General features: G+C 67.9%; 13 protein-coding genes. 2 read left to right on the forward strand and 11 right to left on the reverse strand.

The window, feature by feature from the left end; translation table 11 throughout:
* Position 1 precedes the first annotated feature (1 nt).
* The 5 genes from AAD027_RS16110 to AAD027_RS16130 all read right to left on the reverse strand — a co-directional run bounded on the left by AAD027_RS16110 (position 2) and on the right by AAD027_RS16130 (position 5614).
* On the reverse strand, positions 2–916 hold the full coding sequence (locus AAD027_RS16110) for a glycosyltransferase (protein ID WP_341727051.1): 915 nt from the start codon (positions 914–916) through the stop codon (positions 2–4).
* A 54-nt stretch (positions 917–970) separates the two neighbouring features.
* On the reverse strand, positions 971–1330 hold the full coding sequence (locus AAD027_RS16115; RefSeq protein WP_341727052.1) for a hypothetical protein: 360 nt from the start codon (positions 1328–1330) through the stop codon (positions 971–973).
* Positions 1331–1491: 161 nt separating this feature from the next.
* Positions 1492–4326 (reverse strand): serine/threonine-protein kinase, encoded by a 2835-nt coding sequence (locus tag AAD027_RS16120; protein ID WP_341727053.1) that lies wholly within the window; start codon positions 4324–4326, stop codon positions 1492–1494.
* A 68-nt stretch (positions 4327–4394) separates the two neighbouring features.
* On the reverse strand, positions 4395–4913 hold the full coding sequence (locus AAD027_RS16125; protein WP_341727054.1) for a hypothetical protein: 519 nt from the start codon (positions 4911–4913) through the stop codon (positions 4395–4397).
* Positions 4914–4957: 44 nt separating this feature from the next.
* A complete protein-coding gene (locus AAD027_RS16130; RefSeq protein ID WP_341727055.1) occupies positions 4958–5614 on the reverse strand; it encodes a hypothetical protein in 657 nt (218 codons plus the stop codon).
* Positions 5615–5921: 307 nt separating this feature from the next.
* On the opposite strand from AAD027_RS16130, the gene AAD027_RS16135 reads away from it, so the two are divergent.
* Together AAD027_RS16135 and AAD027_RS16140 are read left to right on the forward strand one after the other, a co-directional pair.
* Entirely contained in the window at positions 5922–6548 is a 627-nt protein-coding gene (locus tag AAD027_RS16135) for an ECF-type sigma factor (protein ID WP_341727056.1), read from the forward strand.
* 84 nt (positions 6549–6632) lie between these two features.
* A complete protein-coding gene (locus AAD027_RS16140) occupies positions 6633–7037 on the forward strand; it encodes a hypothetical protein (RefSeq protein WP_341727057.1) in 405 nt (134 codons plus the stop codon).
* 353 nt (positions 7038–7390) lie between these two features.
* Here the strand turns inward: AAD027_RS16140 and AAD027_RS16145 are convergent, their stop codons facing one another.
* The 6 genes from AAD027_RS16145 to AAD027_RS16170 are packed head-to-tail and all read right to left on the reverse strand — an operon-like array spanning position 7391 to position 14155.
* Positions 7391–8590 (reverse strand): DUF3011 domain-containing protein, encoded by a 1200-nt coding sequence (locus AAD027_RS16145; RefSeq protein WP_341727058.1) that lies wholly within the window; start codon positions 8588–8590, stop codon positions 7391–7393.
* A gap of 1 nt (position 8591) precedes the next feature.
* Positions 8592–9677, reverse strand: coding sequence for a transporter substrate-binding domain-containing protein (locus tag AAD027_RS16150; RefSeq protein ID WP_341727059.1), 1086 nt, complete (start codon positions 9675–9677; stop codon positions 8592–8594).
* Positions 9678–9734: 57 nt separating this feature from the next.
* Positions 9735–10349: a hypothetical protein gene (locus tag AAD027_RS16155; RefSeq protein WP_341727060.1), complete on the reverse strand. Its 615-nt coding sequence runs from the start codon at positions 10347–10349 to the stop codon at positions 9735–9737.
* Positions 10350–10383: 34 nt separating this feature from the next.
* The gene (locus tag AAD027_RS16160) at positions 10384–10980 is read right to left on the reverse strand and encodes a DUF3011 domain-containing protein (RefSeq protein ID WP_341727061.1); all 597 of its coding nucleotides are present in this window, start codon (positions 10978–10980) and stop codon (positions 10384–10386) included.
* A 60-nt stretch (positions 10981–11040) separates the two neighbouring features.
* Complete coding sequence (locus AAD027_RS16165; RefSeq protein WP_341727062.1) at positions 11041–13305, reverse strand: patatin-like phospholipase family protein; 2265 nt, start codon at positions 13303–13305, stop codon at positions 11041–11043.
* A gap of 4 nt (positions 13306–13309) precedes the next feature.
* Complete coding sequence (locus AAD027_RS16170) at positions 13310–14155, reverse strand: hypothetical protein (RefSeq protein WP_341727063.1); 846 nt, start codon at positions 14153–14155, stop codon at positions 13310–13312.
* Positions 14156–14497: the final 342 nt, after the last annotated feature.

Genomic DNA, 14497 nt, shown 5'->3' on the forward strand with positions numbered 1-14497 from the left:
ATCATCCCGACCTCCCATGTTCTTCCCGCGATGGCAACGCCGCATGCCAGCCATGCCTGTCTCCGGTGCCGTCCGGCGACGCATGGGGCAAACCCCTGTCGATCCCGAAGGGCGTCCTGACCCGCCGCAGCCTGCGGGTTTCGCGCCTGATCTCGCGGCTGTCGCGCAGGGATTCGGCCGTCCGGTACGGGCGGTCGTGGTCCAGGTGGACGCATACCGCGCGGTGCCTGATCTGCAGGCCGGTGATGCCGGCGTTGGCCAGCCTCTCGCCCAGTTCCCTGTCGGCTCCCCCGTACTTCATCCGCTCGTCGTATCCGTTGACCGCCAGGATGTCGCGCTTCCACGCCGATGAGTTGCAATTGTTGAACGTCGCCCGGGCGGTGGTCGTCGCATCGAGGAACCTGGCCGCGGCCGGGCCGGATCCCAGTTTCAGCCGGTTCGACATGCCGAGTCGCTGCCGCGCCCGCAGCCACGCAGGCTCGAAGCAGGTCCCGTCGATGATGTCGTCCGCGCCGATCTTCATGCTGGTGGACATGTCCAGCTTGCAGTAGCCCCCCGACAGGAAGCGGCCGGGCTGGGCCAGGCACGCATGGACCTTCAGGAAATCACGCCTCGGGATGCAGTCCCCGTCGGTGAAAACCAGATAGTCGTACCGGGCATGCAGGATCGCATTGTTCAGGATCTCCTGCCGGCGGTAGCCGCGGTCCTCGTGCCACACGTGCGTGACGGGGACGGAACCGAGATCGGCGAACGTGGCGACCAGCCTTGCCGTCTCCGGTCCCGAGCCGTCGTCGGCGACGACGATCTCGAAACGTTTGTGCGACTGGACGAAGTAGCCCAGCAGAACCTTCTCCAGCCACCGCTCGGCGTTGTACGTGCTGACGATGACCGTGATGGGCAGTGAAAGCTCTTCCATCCGCCTCCTTCCACGCGCCTGTCCCGACGCGAACGACCGGGTGATCTCGCCGCCTCAGCGGCCAAGGGACCGCTTGTGCTCGTGCAGGGCCTTGAGAATGGTGAATTGCTCGTAGCGGTGCCCCGGGTAGCGGGCATCCACCCATTCCATGAATTCCGGGTCGCCGATCTCGCCACGGTACAGCCGGTACAGCACCACCGAGAACTCCTCGGCCCGGGCATCGGTATCCAACGGAAGCCGCGCGTAGTTCCGGTCGTGGCGGACCGTCTCGAGCAGTTCCGACAGCCACGCCTGGAAGGCCTGGTCGCGCGACGCTTCGACTTCCACGTCCGCCTGGCGTTCCGGCGCCGCCATGGCGCAGTCGCCCGCTCCCATGGCCATTCCCATGACCAGCATCGCCGCCCACGTCCGCATCGTCACTTCTCCCCGAAACCCGCAGTTTTGCCCCGTTCCATGGGTAGCTTCGCGAAATGTCGCCGCAAGGGGACATGGAAAACGCATCCGCCGGATGACGCGGACGCGCAGCAAGACCCGTCGCATCGTCTGGAAACGGGCAGCCCGCCCTGAAGCGGCCGCTACCGGGCTTCGGGAGCGTCCTCCTCCAGTTCGCGCATGCGGAGGTCGGCGACCGCCACCCACGCCGGCTGGCCGGCCTTGACCGCTTCGTCCCGCGCGTTGAGCAACGCCTGCCGCACGTCCTCTTTCCCGCTGGCGCCTTGCTGCCGCAGCCAGCGCGCCCGCTCCAGCCATACCGTGTGGGCTATCGCGCGCGCATAGAGCGTATCGACCTTGCCGAGATCGGCGACGATCGCGTTGAAGGCCGGCTCCATCCATGCGGCGTCGGCATCGTTGTCGATCGCCATGGACAGCTCCGTCGCGCGGATGTGCAGGGACTCCTGGCTCCCCTCTCCGTACTGGTCGACGGCATCCGCGCGCGCGGTCCGCAGCTGTTCCGCCGCCTGCGCCGTCTCTCCCGTGTTCGCCAACAACGTCGCATAGGCGAGGCGATGGATGGCCGGCACTCCTCCATGCGCCGCCACGCTGTCGCCGATGGCCTTCCCGATCAGGTCCAGCGCCTGGCTGCGTTTCTCCACGTCCCCGGTCCGCGAGAATTCCGCCCAGTACCGATTGGCCAGGAGGAACCTCGCCTCCAGCGTGAATTCGTGCGTCTCGCCGTAGCGGGCCCTGTAGATGGAGATTCCCTTCTCCACCCCGGCGATGCTGCTCTGGTGCCGCCCTTCCAGCGCGTCGAGGTGGGCCCTGGCGATGCAGGTGCGGGCATACGCCGGATGCGTTTCGCCGAGGGACTCCCGCAGGATGCTCTCGGCGTGGCGGATGGCCTCTTCCGCGCCGGGGTTGTCGGCGTTGAGCAGCCGCACGAACGCCAGTTCCGACCATGCGATTCCCGTCTGCGGGTGCCGATACCCCAGTGTGCGCTGCCGGCTGGCGAGCAGCGCGGTGGCCAGCGACAACGATCGCTTCTCGCGTCCGCTCTGGCGCGAGGCGCGCACTGTCCTGACCAGCGATTCGCGGGCATCGTCGGCGATGACGACGTCCTCCTTGCCGGCCAGGTCGATCGCGCGCAGCAGGTCCGCTTCGGACTCCTTCATCCGCAGGCGCCACCGGTACCACGTGCCGCGCTGGACCAGCAGTTGCGCCACCACCGCGTCGCTGGACAGCGACGGCAGCTGCCGCGCTTCGGCGACGGCCTGCGACAAGGTCTGGAACGCGGCCCCGGAATCGCCCAGGCCCGATTGCGCGATGGCCACCTGGTTGAGCAATCTGGCGTAGGCGAGCCGGTGCTGGTCCGACAGCCTCACCTTCAGCAGCGCAGTTCCCTTGCGAGCCGTCTGCCGGGCTTCCGCATGCCTGGCCTGCTGGTTCTGCACCTGCGCCAGCGTGGAGAGGTTGAAGGCCGTCTGCAGGGTATCCGCGCCGCCCAGGGCGATCGCCTCGCTCACCAGTTCCTCGGCCCGCCGGTATTCTCCGACCGCCGCCCAGTTGCGGGCGATGACGGACAATCCGCGCGACCGCACTTCCGGGTGCCCGTCCAGCGATTCGCCGCGCAGATAGGCTTCGCTCTTTTCGAGCATGGCGGCGGAACTCAGGGGCGCATCGCCAAGACCGGACAGGGTCGCCATGCCCAGGCTGGATTCCAGCAGCCTGTCCGCGTAGCTGGAAGCGACCCGCTCGCGTTCGGCGTGCATGTGCTGCCACGCGTAGAGCGCGGCGAACATCCCCAGGCACCCCAGCACGGCCGAGACCACGATCGAGGCGGCGGCATGGCACCGGGCGAAGCACTTGAACCGGTACCAGCGCCCGCCTCCGTACGCGGAAACGGGGGCGCCCGAAAGCCAGTTCTTCAAGTCGCGCTGCAGGTCGGCCACGCTCTCGTAGCGTTCGCCCGGCATCGTCTCGACGCAGTGGAGCGCGATGCTGTCCAGTTCCCCCCGGACCTTGCGCGACAGCGCCTCCACGTCCTTCTCGCCGCGCCTGGCCAGCATTTGCGGCGTCATGCCGGGGACCAGCGCGCTTACCGGCCGGGGCTGGTGCCGGACCGCGTTCAGTGGAACCGGCCACTGGCCGCACGCGAGCTGGTACAGCAGCACGCCGAGCGCGTAGACATCCACGCCGAAACCCAGCGAGCCGCCCGCCATCACTTCCGGCGCGCAATAGCCCGAGGTCACCGCCAGCCGCCTGTCCGCCCGTCCTTCGGCCGGCATGGACAATCCGAAGTCCAGCAACTGCACCTTTCCGTCGGCGGTGATCAGGATATTGGAGGGTTTGATGTCCTGGTGGATGATCCCCCGCGAATGCGCGTAGCACACCGCGTCGCATATCGTGGCGAGCAGTTCGATGCGCTGCCTGAGGGTCAGGGATTGCCTGTCGCACCAGGCATCGATGGGTTCGCCGTCCACCCGGCGCATGACGAACCACGGGTGCCCCGCCTCGTCCAGCCCCCCGTCCAGCAACGGGACGATGTCGGGATGGCGGAGACTGGCCAGGATGTTCCTTTCCTCGATGAAGGCGCTTTCCGTCTGGGCGGAGGACACTTCGGCCTTCACGTACTTGAGCGCGGCACGCTGGCTGAAATGGCCGTCGGCCCGCTCCACCTCATAGACCGTGCCCATGCCCCCGTGCCCGATGATGCCGACGATGCGCCACGCGCCCACCTGCCGGCCGATGCTGTCGTCTTCCTGCGCTTCCATCGATTGCATGCGCGCGGCGACGGCCGCGATCGGCGCGCGCTCGATCCTGGAGCAATCGTCCGCGTCCAGGAGCCGCTTGAGGGCCGCGTGGAGATCGGGATCCTCGCGCCGAAGGGAGGCCAGCTCCCGTTCCCGCTCCTCGCGCGGCATTTCGACGAAACGGTCGAACAGCCGCAGCGCACGCGCTTCGATCGAACTCATTGCGGAGTCCTGCGGCGCTGGAAGAACGGTGCCGTCGTCATGGCATGCCCGGCCCGTAGGGGGATTCCCTATTCTCGCTCCGACAGCAGGCGGCAGGACAAGTGCAGGGTCCGCCCGGACGCGAGGCGCATTTCGTCCTGGTAGGTGTCGCAGTCGAGGATGTTGTCCGGCGACGACCGGCGCGCGGAGTAGACGCTCACCAGCACGTCGGATTCGCCCTGCGTCATCCCGAGCCTGTCGCGATGGGCCGCGCGCCCGTCGAAGGCAACGACCCCTTCCCCATCGAGGGTCCCTTCGTCCCGCCCGATGTCGACCAGGCCGACATCGTTGACGACGCCCGGCGGAACGTCCGGCGCGGGGCCGCCGGAGTACGCCACCGACACGACGATGCGCTCTCCGTCGGCGCTCAGTTTCCGCCTGGCGGCTTCCGACAGCGACACCGCGACCTTGAAGGCGAACCCGCCGGGCCAGGCATCGGCGGCCGGGGCGGCTCCCTCCGCGGAAGAAGGCGGGCTGTCGCCTCCACCGCACCCCGACAGGGCGGCGACCAGGACGGCGAAGGACCATCGCGGAATTCTGTTGCCCATATCCCCTCCCCGAAGCGCCAGGCGCGAACGGACCGGCGTTCCGGTCACCGGATGCGCTTGGCCGGCCAGTCCAACAGCTTGCAATGCAGGACGACGGGAGCGGCGATGGCCACCTTCAGATCGTCGTCGAACGAATCGCAATCGAGGATGTTGTCTTCGAACACGCGCCTTGCGGAAGCGATGTTCACGTTGACCCGCGGCTCTCCCCGCACGTACCTGAGCCTGTCCACCTTCAGCGCGCGCCCGTCGATCATCACTTCCGACTTGCCGGTGATGTCTTCCTCGGCCTGCCCCAGGTCGATTTGTCCCAGTTCGTCCACGAAGGCCTCTCCTGTCCCCGGCGCCGGGTCTCCGGCGTAGCTGAAGAAGGCCACGGCGCCCTCCTTCGACGATTCCAGTTTCTCCGCGGCTTCCTTCGACAGCGAGATTCGCAGTTCGAATGCATGGGACGCGGGACCGGCATCGCCCTCCTCCGTCCCGGGAACGGCGTCGTCGCTATCGGTCGGCGCGGGCTGCGCGGCACCGGACCGCACCGATTCCGATTGCGGCGCCGTGGGTTGTGCAGGTGCCGCCTGCACCGGCTCCGTCTTGCTGCACGCCATGAGCGCCAATGCCATCAGTCCGCCGCACAGCCAGGCCATCGCGTCGATGCGCCATCGGCGTTCCTCCCTGTCTACTGCCGCACCGCTCTTGTCGATCATCACCGCAGTACCCTCCCGCCGGATATACCGACTCGCCATGGAGCCGCGATCCGGCCCATTTCCATTCCTGGACCGGATGAATATGTGGCCTGTATCTCTTTCATTATGCGTTGGACAGCACGTTTTCCAGAACACGGCTGTTTTCAGCGTACTCCAGCCAGGACCGGACAGCAGGCAAAAAGCCGCACGTTGCCTGCAAACGCCAAGCCCGGGAGTAAATAAGGTCTGGACTTGCAAATACGTTACTCGGCTAAACTGGCGATGCTTCTGCAATATGCATCGCGAGTTGTGCGCCAGACAGGACATAATGAGCACCACCGATCGCTTCGATGACGCAGAACCTCCGGAAGCCGCCTCCACCGGCGATACGCTCGCATCGGTAACCCGCCTGCTGGTGGACGTGGAGGAGGGGAACGACGAAGCCTGGAACCAGATCTACAACCTGGTCTATCACGACCTGCATCGGATCGCGCGGTCGCTGGTACGGCAGCATGTGCAGCCCGGAATCTCCCCTACTTCGCTGGTCAGCGAGACGTGGCTCCGGCTCGCGCGGTCGCAGTTCTCGGCCCGGTGCCGTTCGCACCTCACCTCGCTGATCGCACGCGCCATGCGGTTCGTGCTGCTGGACGAAGCCCGGCGCACGTTGACGACCAAGCGGGGCAACAACCCTTTCACCGAGTCGCTGTCGGAAACCCACGAACTGGCCGTGGATTCGCAACTCGAGCAGCTCCTGGAGATCAACGAAGCGCTGGAAAGGCTGGTGCGCGTCGACAGCCGTCTGGCGCGGGTCGTGGAGCTGCGGTATTTCGGCGGGCTGGAGGAAGAGGAGATCGGAGAAATCCTCGGCATCACGGTGCGCACCGTGCGCCGCGACTGGCGCAAGGCGCGCGCTTTCCTGCAGAGCCAGCTGGACAACCACCCTACGCACTCCTGAGTGCGCCGCACCGGCTCCCGCCCGGCGAACGGCGGCAAGCCGGCCGGGAATGTCCTGTGCCTGCGAGATTTCCCGAAGCAGTACATGTCACCCACAACTGCCAGGGGCATGACCATGTACGCCAAGAAGACACTGTTCGCCGCTACCGCTGTGTGCCTGCTCGGTGCCTGCGCGCCGAAGCCCGAGAACGTCAAGCCGGGTTACGCTCCCCAGGCGGTCTACGACAGCCTCAGTTGCCAGCAGATCGCGAGCGAAGCCATCAACGTCTCCAACAAGGCCCACGACAAGGCGGGCATCGAGCGCCGGCACCGCCACCAGGACGAGGCCATCGTCGCCACCGGCCTCATCGTCTTCTGGCCGGCACTGTTCTTCACGCACGGCCACAGCACGCAGTCCGCCTCGGATCTCGCCCAGTTGAAGGGCGAAATGGAAGCCCTGGAAGCCGCTTCCGCCAGGAAGGGGTGCGGCATCAAGTTCGATCGCGTCTGATCGTTGGCCGGGCCTTCCGTTCCACGGAAGGCCCTTCTCCACCAGTGCATCGCCTCCGGCGCGTGCGTGCTCTCGCTGGCCGCCACGATCCTCCGGGAAAGGTTCCATTGCCGCCCGTCCGCTGCGCAATGCCTCCACATTTCTCGCATCCGCTTCCATGAAGGCACCACACCACGGGATGCGGGACGCGCACCCTGTTTGCCTGCGTGCGGACGTTCGTCGGGATGATCGCGGGCCTCGGTGTCTCGCGCATCCGCCTGGCGACTTCGACTGCATCGATTCGATGGAACGTCCGAAACAGCAGCGGGCATGCGGGATCCATGGCGCGGGTGGGCGCATGGACAGCCGGCGCCTCAGGCGCCTGTCTTCCCGTCCCGCTTCCGGTTGGAAAAGCGCGCGACGCACTGCCCGCTCACCCAGATGCCCTGCGCCGCGACGTAACCCCAGGTCCGCCCCTCGACGCATTTGGTCCTGGAGAATTCATGCGCGAGATGCGGCGTTCCCCGGTGCGGCGGCCACGCGCACCAGTTCCTCTCCGTCCCGTCCTCGTGGCTGGCGCACCACGCATTGTGTTCCGGCGCCGCTCCGGCCTCGACGCCGAACCTGGCGCGACAGCCCTTGTCCACCCACACGCTGGCCGGCAGGTAGCCGAACGTCCGGCCGTACTCGCAGGGCACTTCCGATATTTGCTGCACGAGCACGGGCCGCGCCTTGCGCGAAGTCCAATGGCATTCCTTGCGATGGCCATCGTCGCTGGCACAGGTGATGCTGTAGCTGGTCGGTGCCACCGGGCGGTCGATCGGTCGCGCAGCGCCGCTGACGCGGATGAAGTCGGCGCTGCACCCCGCGCTCACCCAGACCAGGCCCGGCCGTTGTCCCCAGTTGACGCCTTCGACACACTCGACCAGGGACGTATGCCGCGCCAACGCCACCGGATCCTGGAATCCCGTGCGGCATTCGTGCAGTCCATCGCGGCTGACGCACGGAAGCAGCGCCGTGCCGGCCTGGCTGTCGGAGAACCTTGCCTTGCATCCCTCCGACACCCAGACACCGTTCCTGCCCGCCCCCCATGTCCGCCCCTCCGTGCACGCCCCTTTGGAAAGGCGCTCGACCAGGACGGGTTTGCCGGCGAACGTGGCCGGACACTCCTGGCGGCGGTGGCGGACGCTTTCGCAGACCACGGTCCTCAACGGGAATGCCAGCGCGCGCTGGCCGGCCTGTTGCCGGACGATGTCGCGCTCCACGTCCGCCAATGTCCAGCCGGCCTCGTCCATGCGCGACAGGTAGAACGCCAACTGCGCCTGCGACGGCCGCCCGCCTTCCACCTGCTTCGCGTAGGCCTGCTCGATCGCGAGGCGCCGCTCGTGCCCGGCATCCGCCGAAGCCGCACTCGCGCACCATGCCATCGGCACAGCGGCGAGGACGACGGCCAGCAACGCGAACGCCAGGCGCCGCTGCGCCGGCCGGTTCCGCTTCCGGTTTCCCTGCATGGCTCCCGCTTCTGTCCCGTCCGCGCGCTGCGCGCGACGGCACGACCCGGCCATCGCGGACATGTCAGCCACCTGTCCTGTCGAAGTACCGGGAACGCAATGCTTCCAACTGCCCACCCTCCCGCAGTCTCAGCAGCCGGATCGCCAACGGCTTCTGCAGCGCGCTCCCGTGGCGCATCACGAAGCCGTACTTGTCCGGGTTGAACAGGCGCCCCACCACCTCCAGGCCCGCTTCCGGATAGGCGTGCGCGTAGTATTCGAGCAGCGGCGCATCGCCCACGATCGCCGCGACATCGCCTCGCGCGAGCAACCGTGCCGCTTCCTCCATTCCCCTGTACCGCACCGGGGTCAGGCCCGTGTCGATGGCGAACCGCTCCGCGGCGCTCCCCGCGGCGACGCCCACCGGCCTGCCCTCGAGGTCCCGCACATCGTTGATCTGCCGGCTCAACACATCGACGCTCATGACACTGAACGTGGAAGAGGCGATGTAGGCGACGAGCGCGACACCGCAGACGACGCGATAGAAATTCTCCGCCAGCCCTTCGCCCCAGTGGCGCGTGAACTTCCTGTCGTTCTTCCTGTCCGCCAGCGTAAGCAGCAGGGTGGCCACCAGCATCGCGAACCCCAGCACCGCATAGACCCGCAGATGCCCGCCTTCCCGCATGCCACCCAGCAGGCCGCTGCCCTTGCCGGCCTTCGGCGCCATCACGCGCATGCCCGCGTCGTACCACGGATGGGTGAAGTCCATGCGCCCGGCGCGCTCCCGCGTGATCGCGATGTTGGCGACTCCGACGTCCAGACTGCCGCTTTCCAGGCCATCGACCAGCTCTTCGTAGCTCCCGACCTCCTCGTACCGGTATCGCCACTGCAGATCGCGGGCGGCGATCTCCCATAGCTCGATCGCCATGCCGGCATAGCCTTCCCCGCCTGTCCTCGCCACGAACGGCGGATCGACATAGACGCCTACCCGCAATTCCCCGCCGCGCTTGCCGGCGTCCTGCCCCTGCGCGGAATCTTCCGCACTTCCGGCGCGAACCGGCAGCGCCGCCGATCCCGACGCAAGCGCCAGGCACGCCAGGACCGCGGCCCGCTTCACGAAGGCCGCCGCCGCACGCCACCGGCGGGAGGCACGCGGCGAAGGCGCGGCCACTCCCCTTCGATGCGTCGGCGGCGAAGCATGTCGGTCGCGTGCCACGGCGGGGGACCGCTACGGCGCATCCGGATTGATGCCGGCGATGCGGACCGTACTCTCGGCGCAGGCATCGTCCTGGCATATCGCGTTCATCCACACCTGGCCCGAGCCCACCATCACGCCACGCCAATTGACGAACAGTTCGGCGTACTTCTGCTCCAGCACCGCCTTCCTGACCTCTTCGGTCATGATCGTGTCCCAGTGGGCGACGAACGCCTCCTGGTCGTGTATCGCCCTGGCCGGCCCGCCCTTCGGCCTGACCGTCAGGGGATAGTCGACAAGAGCGGCCACCGCCTTCCGGTCGTCCGCTTTCACCGCCTGCTGCAGCCGGTCGAACACGTCCCTGAAAGGTCCGGGATCGCCCAGCAGGTCCTGGATCTGCTTGTCGACATCGGCATCCGGAGACGCGGCGCCTTCGGTATCGGCGGCAGGCGCCGCAGGAGCATCCGCCGTCGTGCCCGGTGCTTCGGGCGCCACCGCCGCCGACAGCGCGGTGTCGGCGGCGGTGCCCGCGAGGACCTCTCCCCGATGGCTGGCGAACGGGTCCTGCTGGGCTTTCGATTCGCCGCTCGGCGCGACACACGCGGAGACGACGGCCGCCGCGGCCAGCAATGCGAAGCCGCGGCTCACTTGTCCGATCCTTTCCATGCGCGTCCCGTCCCGCTCAGTTGTTGTCCGAGAATTCGCCCTGGCCGGGCTCCGGCACATCGGACCGCTGGCTGCGGAACTCGGTCTGTCCCGGCTCCGGCACGTCGTACGACGCCGGAGCGTCCGGGTTGTCCACCAGGCAGCCGACGCCATGGCAACCGGTGTAGCCCGAACCCGTCTTGCCCGTGTGGTAATAGCTGTTCGTGGTGGTGTGCTTCTTCTTGTCGCCGTCGAGCGCGCCTTCGATCACCGCGCCCAGCAGCGCCCCCGCCACCACGGCGCCGGTGTCGTGGCCCCGATGGTCGTACTGGCGCGCGCCCGCATCGAACGTGCCGCTCTGGCCGTGGTGATAACCGTCGGCGTCGGCGAAAACGCCCGAGCAGCCTTCGCTCACCCACAGCCGCCTCGTTTTCGCGTTGAAGCCCCAGGTCCGGTTGATGATGCAGGCGCTGTGCGAGCTCTGGTACACCAGCGTCGGCGCATCCAGCGGCGCGTAGCATTCGTTGTATTGGTAGTCGTGCGAGATGCATTCCACCGTCTCCTGCGCCGATGCGGCGCCGGGAAGCCAGACGGCCCCCAGCAGGACGGAAAGCGTTGCGATATGCCTGTACATCGTTCGTCTCCCTAGCTGTGCGTGGATGAAGGACCAACCGAACTCCCGTCTCCGACGGGCTCACGGCTCCCGTTGCTCGCGCAACAGCGAACCGACGAGCAGATAGAACGAATCGACGCCGCGCTCAGCCCGGCCGTAACCGACCAGCACCGGGCCCAGCCCCGTTCCCATTCCGAGAAAAACGCTTCCTGCGCCGATGACGCCGTCCCTGCCGACATCCTCCCTCCGGCGCCAGAAGCCACCGGCTTCCAGGCTCGCCCCGGCGTACAGGGGCAGGCTCATCAGGTGGTCGGCATGTCCCAGGCGCCGGTAGTAGATGGCCCTGGCCAAGCCCGTCTGCGGCGCGAAGATGGCGTCGTCCTGGTATCCGGACAGGTATCCGAGCCCTCCCAGGAACCGGTGGGTGACGAGGACGGATGCGCCCTCGTCCGAGGCACTGGAAAGCGAAACCCCCGCCAGCAGGTGGTGGCCGTTCCGGCTGACCACGCCGTCCCACGCCAGCTGCGCGACCGACGCGCTCACGTCCGAGCCCATGCCCGGGAGGTAGCGCTGGTATGCGATGTCCAGCCGGGAGCCGCGCTGCGGAAAGGACGAACTGTCGAGCGTGTCGTAGCCGATGCCGACGCCCACGCCGGCGGTCCGCGCGCGCGAGCCCCGCCAGGCGTCGCCGTCGCCCACCAGCAGCCGCGTCCTCTCCCTGCCCCAGACCGCATCCGCGCGCAGTTCCCACCGGGCGGTCGGCGCGTATCTCCAGCCCGCGCCGGCACTCCACCGGCCGTAGCGGAACTGCGCCTGTTCCGTTCCCGACACCAGGGTCAGCGGAAGATCGAACGCCTCGTGGCCGGCGTGGGCCACCCAGGCATGTTCCACCCGCTTCCCCAGTGGCTGGTACCACTCCCCACGCAGCCGGTCCCTCCGGCCCAGGCCCAGTTGCAGGCGCGCCTCGCCGCCGGTCGGATTGAGCCCCGCCAGCGTCAGTTCGCCGCCGAGCTGGTACTCGCTGGCGCCATCCAGATCGCTGGACAGCCTGAGCGAGGCATGCAGCAGTGCCGGCCCCCAGCGCTTGTCCAGCGGTTCGATCTGCAGGCCGGTGGCGCCGCCTTCGTCCTTGAAGCGCCACTGCAATTGCTCGTAGCGGTTCTCGCCATAGACGTGCGCCAGCCCGTCCTCCAGCGCGCCCAGGTCCAACCGGTTCCCCTCCATCCCGTGCAGGCGCCTCTTCACGAAATCGCCCGTGCGGGTGCCTTCCTCGAGGATCTCGACGAAGGCGACCAGGGGAGGATCCGGCCGCGGCAGCACGTGGCCGGCCTGGAAATCGGCGTATTCGGCCTCGCCGACGCTGAAGCGCCTGATCGCGGCCACATGCGCTTCCGCTTCGGCCTGGCCGATCGCGGCCGCCTCCAGCGCGCGGTTGAATTCCTGCGCGCCCAGGCTGCCCAGCGGCGGCTGGAGGAGCAGGTCGTCGCTGCCGAGGCTGGCGACCTGCTCCTCCACGATCCGCTTCATCAACACGCGCGAGGTCTGCTCGTTGATGGCCAGCGGGGAATCCAGATGCGCCTCGTCGAACAGCGGCGATCCCACGCGGGAGACGATCAGTCGTTCCGCCCCCAGCTTCCTGGCCTCGTCGATCGGCACGTTGTCGACGACCCCGCCATCGACCAGCAACCGCCCATCCACGCGGATGGGCGCGAACGCAGCGGGCACCGACATGCTGGCACGGATGGCCATCGCCAGCTCGCCGCGGTCGAACACGACCTTCTCGCCGGTCACGATGTCGGCGGCGACGGCGCGGAAGGGAATCGGCAGGTCGTCGAAACTGCGCACCTCCCACGTCGGCAGCAGCAGCCTCCTCAGCAGCAGTTCCAGCCGCTGTCCCTGGATGACGCCGCGCGGGAAGGCGATCCTGCCGTCCTTGATGCCAAGCTCGATCCCGCCCAGCCGGCGCAGATCGTCCGCCTTGCGGCGCATCGAACGATCCTGCCGCGGCGTCCTGTCGTGCAGGACCTCGCCCCAGTCCACGTGCGCCAGGATCGACTCGATCTGTTCCGCGCTGTAGCCGGAGGCGTACATGCCGCCGACGATCGCGCCCATCGACGTCCCGACGATGCAGTCCACGGGGACGCGCTCCCGCTCCAGCACCTTGAGCAGGCCGACATGGGCGGCGCCGCGGGCTCCGCCACCGCCCAGCACCAGGCAGGTGCGGGGCCTGGCCGTTTCCCGCGGCGCTCCCGCCGGACCGTCGGCGGCATGCGATGACGCCGTGCCGACCGACAGGGCCACGGCGGCCAGGGCCGTCAACGCCCGTCGGGGGATGCGCCCGGACATGGACTCAGAATCGGTAGGTCGCGATCAACTGCGGGCCGCGGCTCTTCACGTCGATGTCGCCCGTGAAGCGGCTCTTCTTGAAGTCCAGCTCGACGTCGTTGTAGTTGTAGCGCAACGAGAAGCCGAAGTGCTGCCAGGGCAGGTAGTCCACCTTGGCCCCGATGTCCACGGCATCGCCTTCGACGCTGCCGCCGGACTTCTTGACGTAGGAAGCATCCAGCCCGATACGCCAGTGCCTTGAAAGCGACCTGGCGTACTCGACGTGGATCTGCGGCACCCATGCGGCCTCGGAAACGCTGCCGTAGACGGCTTCGATCTCCTCGTCCGCCCGCGCCGCCGCTGCGAAGCTCGCGGTGATGTCGTAGCGGATCGCGCCCACGCCGACGCCGAACGCGTGGCCATCGCGGTTGTGGAAGAACCAGGTGTACGACAGGCCGGTCATCTCCACGTCGAGATCGCCTTCGAAGTCCGCGCCATCGACGTAGGTGCCGTCGCCGATGACGTAGTCGCCATCGAGCGTGAGCGAGGAGCCGCCGTCGTAGCTGTAGCGGAACGCTTCGAACTTGTGCCGATGGCCGTTCCTGCCGTGCCCGAAGGAGCCGCCGATCTCGAAGAACGGATCCGTGCCGTCCGTGTCGATGCCGAGATCGCGCTTGAGATCGACGCGCGAGCCCGCGCCGGCGCCCGAGGACGGATGCCAGCGCAGCTTCACGTCGTTGCTGGACCGGTACACGCCGGCGCTGACGAAGAAGCTGTCCACGGGCGAGAGGTCCTCGGCGGCCGCCGGCGACGGCGCCATGGCGAATGCGGCGAATGCCGACACGGACAGCAGTGCGGGCCTGTTCTTCATGCTTTCCTCCTGGACGATGCGTTGCGGATCCTCGTGGCAGGCATGCGGACGCAATGGCCTGTGCGTTTCCCCCCGTCGATGGCATGGGTTGCGCGCGCATGGCGTGCCCCTGCACCCATGGCGCCGATCCGGACCGCGCCGGAAGTCTCGGACCACGCGCATCCCTCATTCCCTGTATTCGGGAATTCCCTGGGTCGGAGGACATGGAGGCGCGGCGATGCCGTCCCGGCGCGTCGCTGTTCGTAATCGCCGTGGCTTCGCCAAGCCCGGGTTTCCGCGGGCTCAACGAAGCCCAGGCCGACGAGATCGTCCGGCCGGACGCGGTGCATGTCGGGAGGGCGC

The organism is Pseudoxanthomonas putridarboris (assembly GCF_038321125.1).
GTDB lineage: Bacteria > Pseudomonadota > Gammaproteobacteria > Xanthomonadales > Xanthomonadaceae > Pseudoxanthomonas_A > Pseudoxanthomonas_A putridarboris.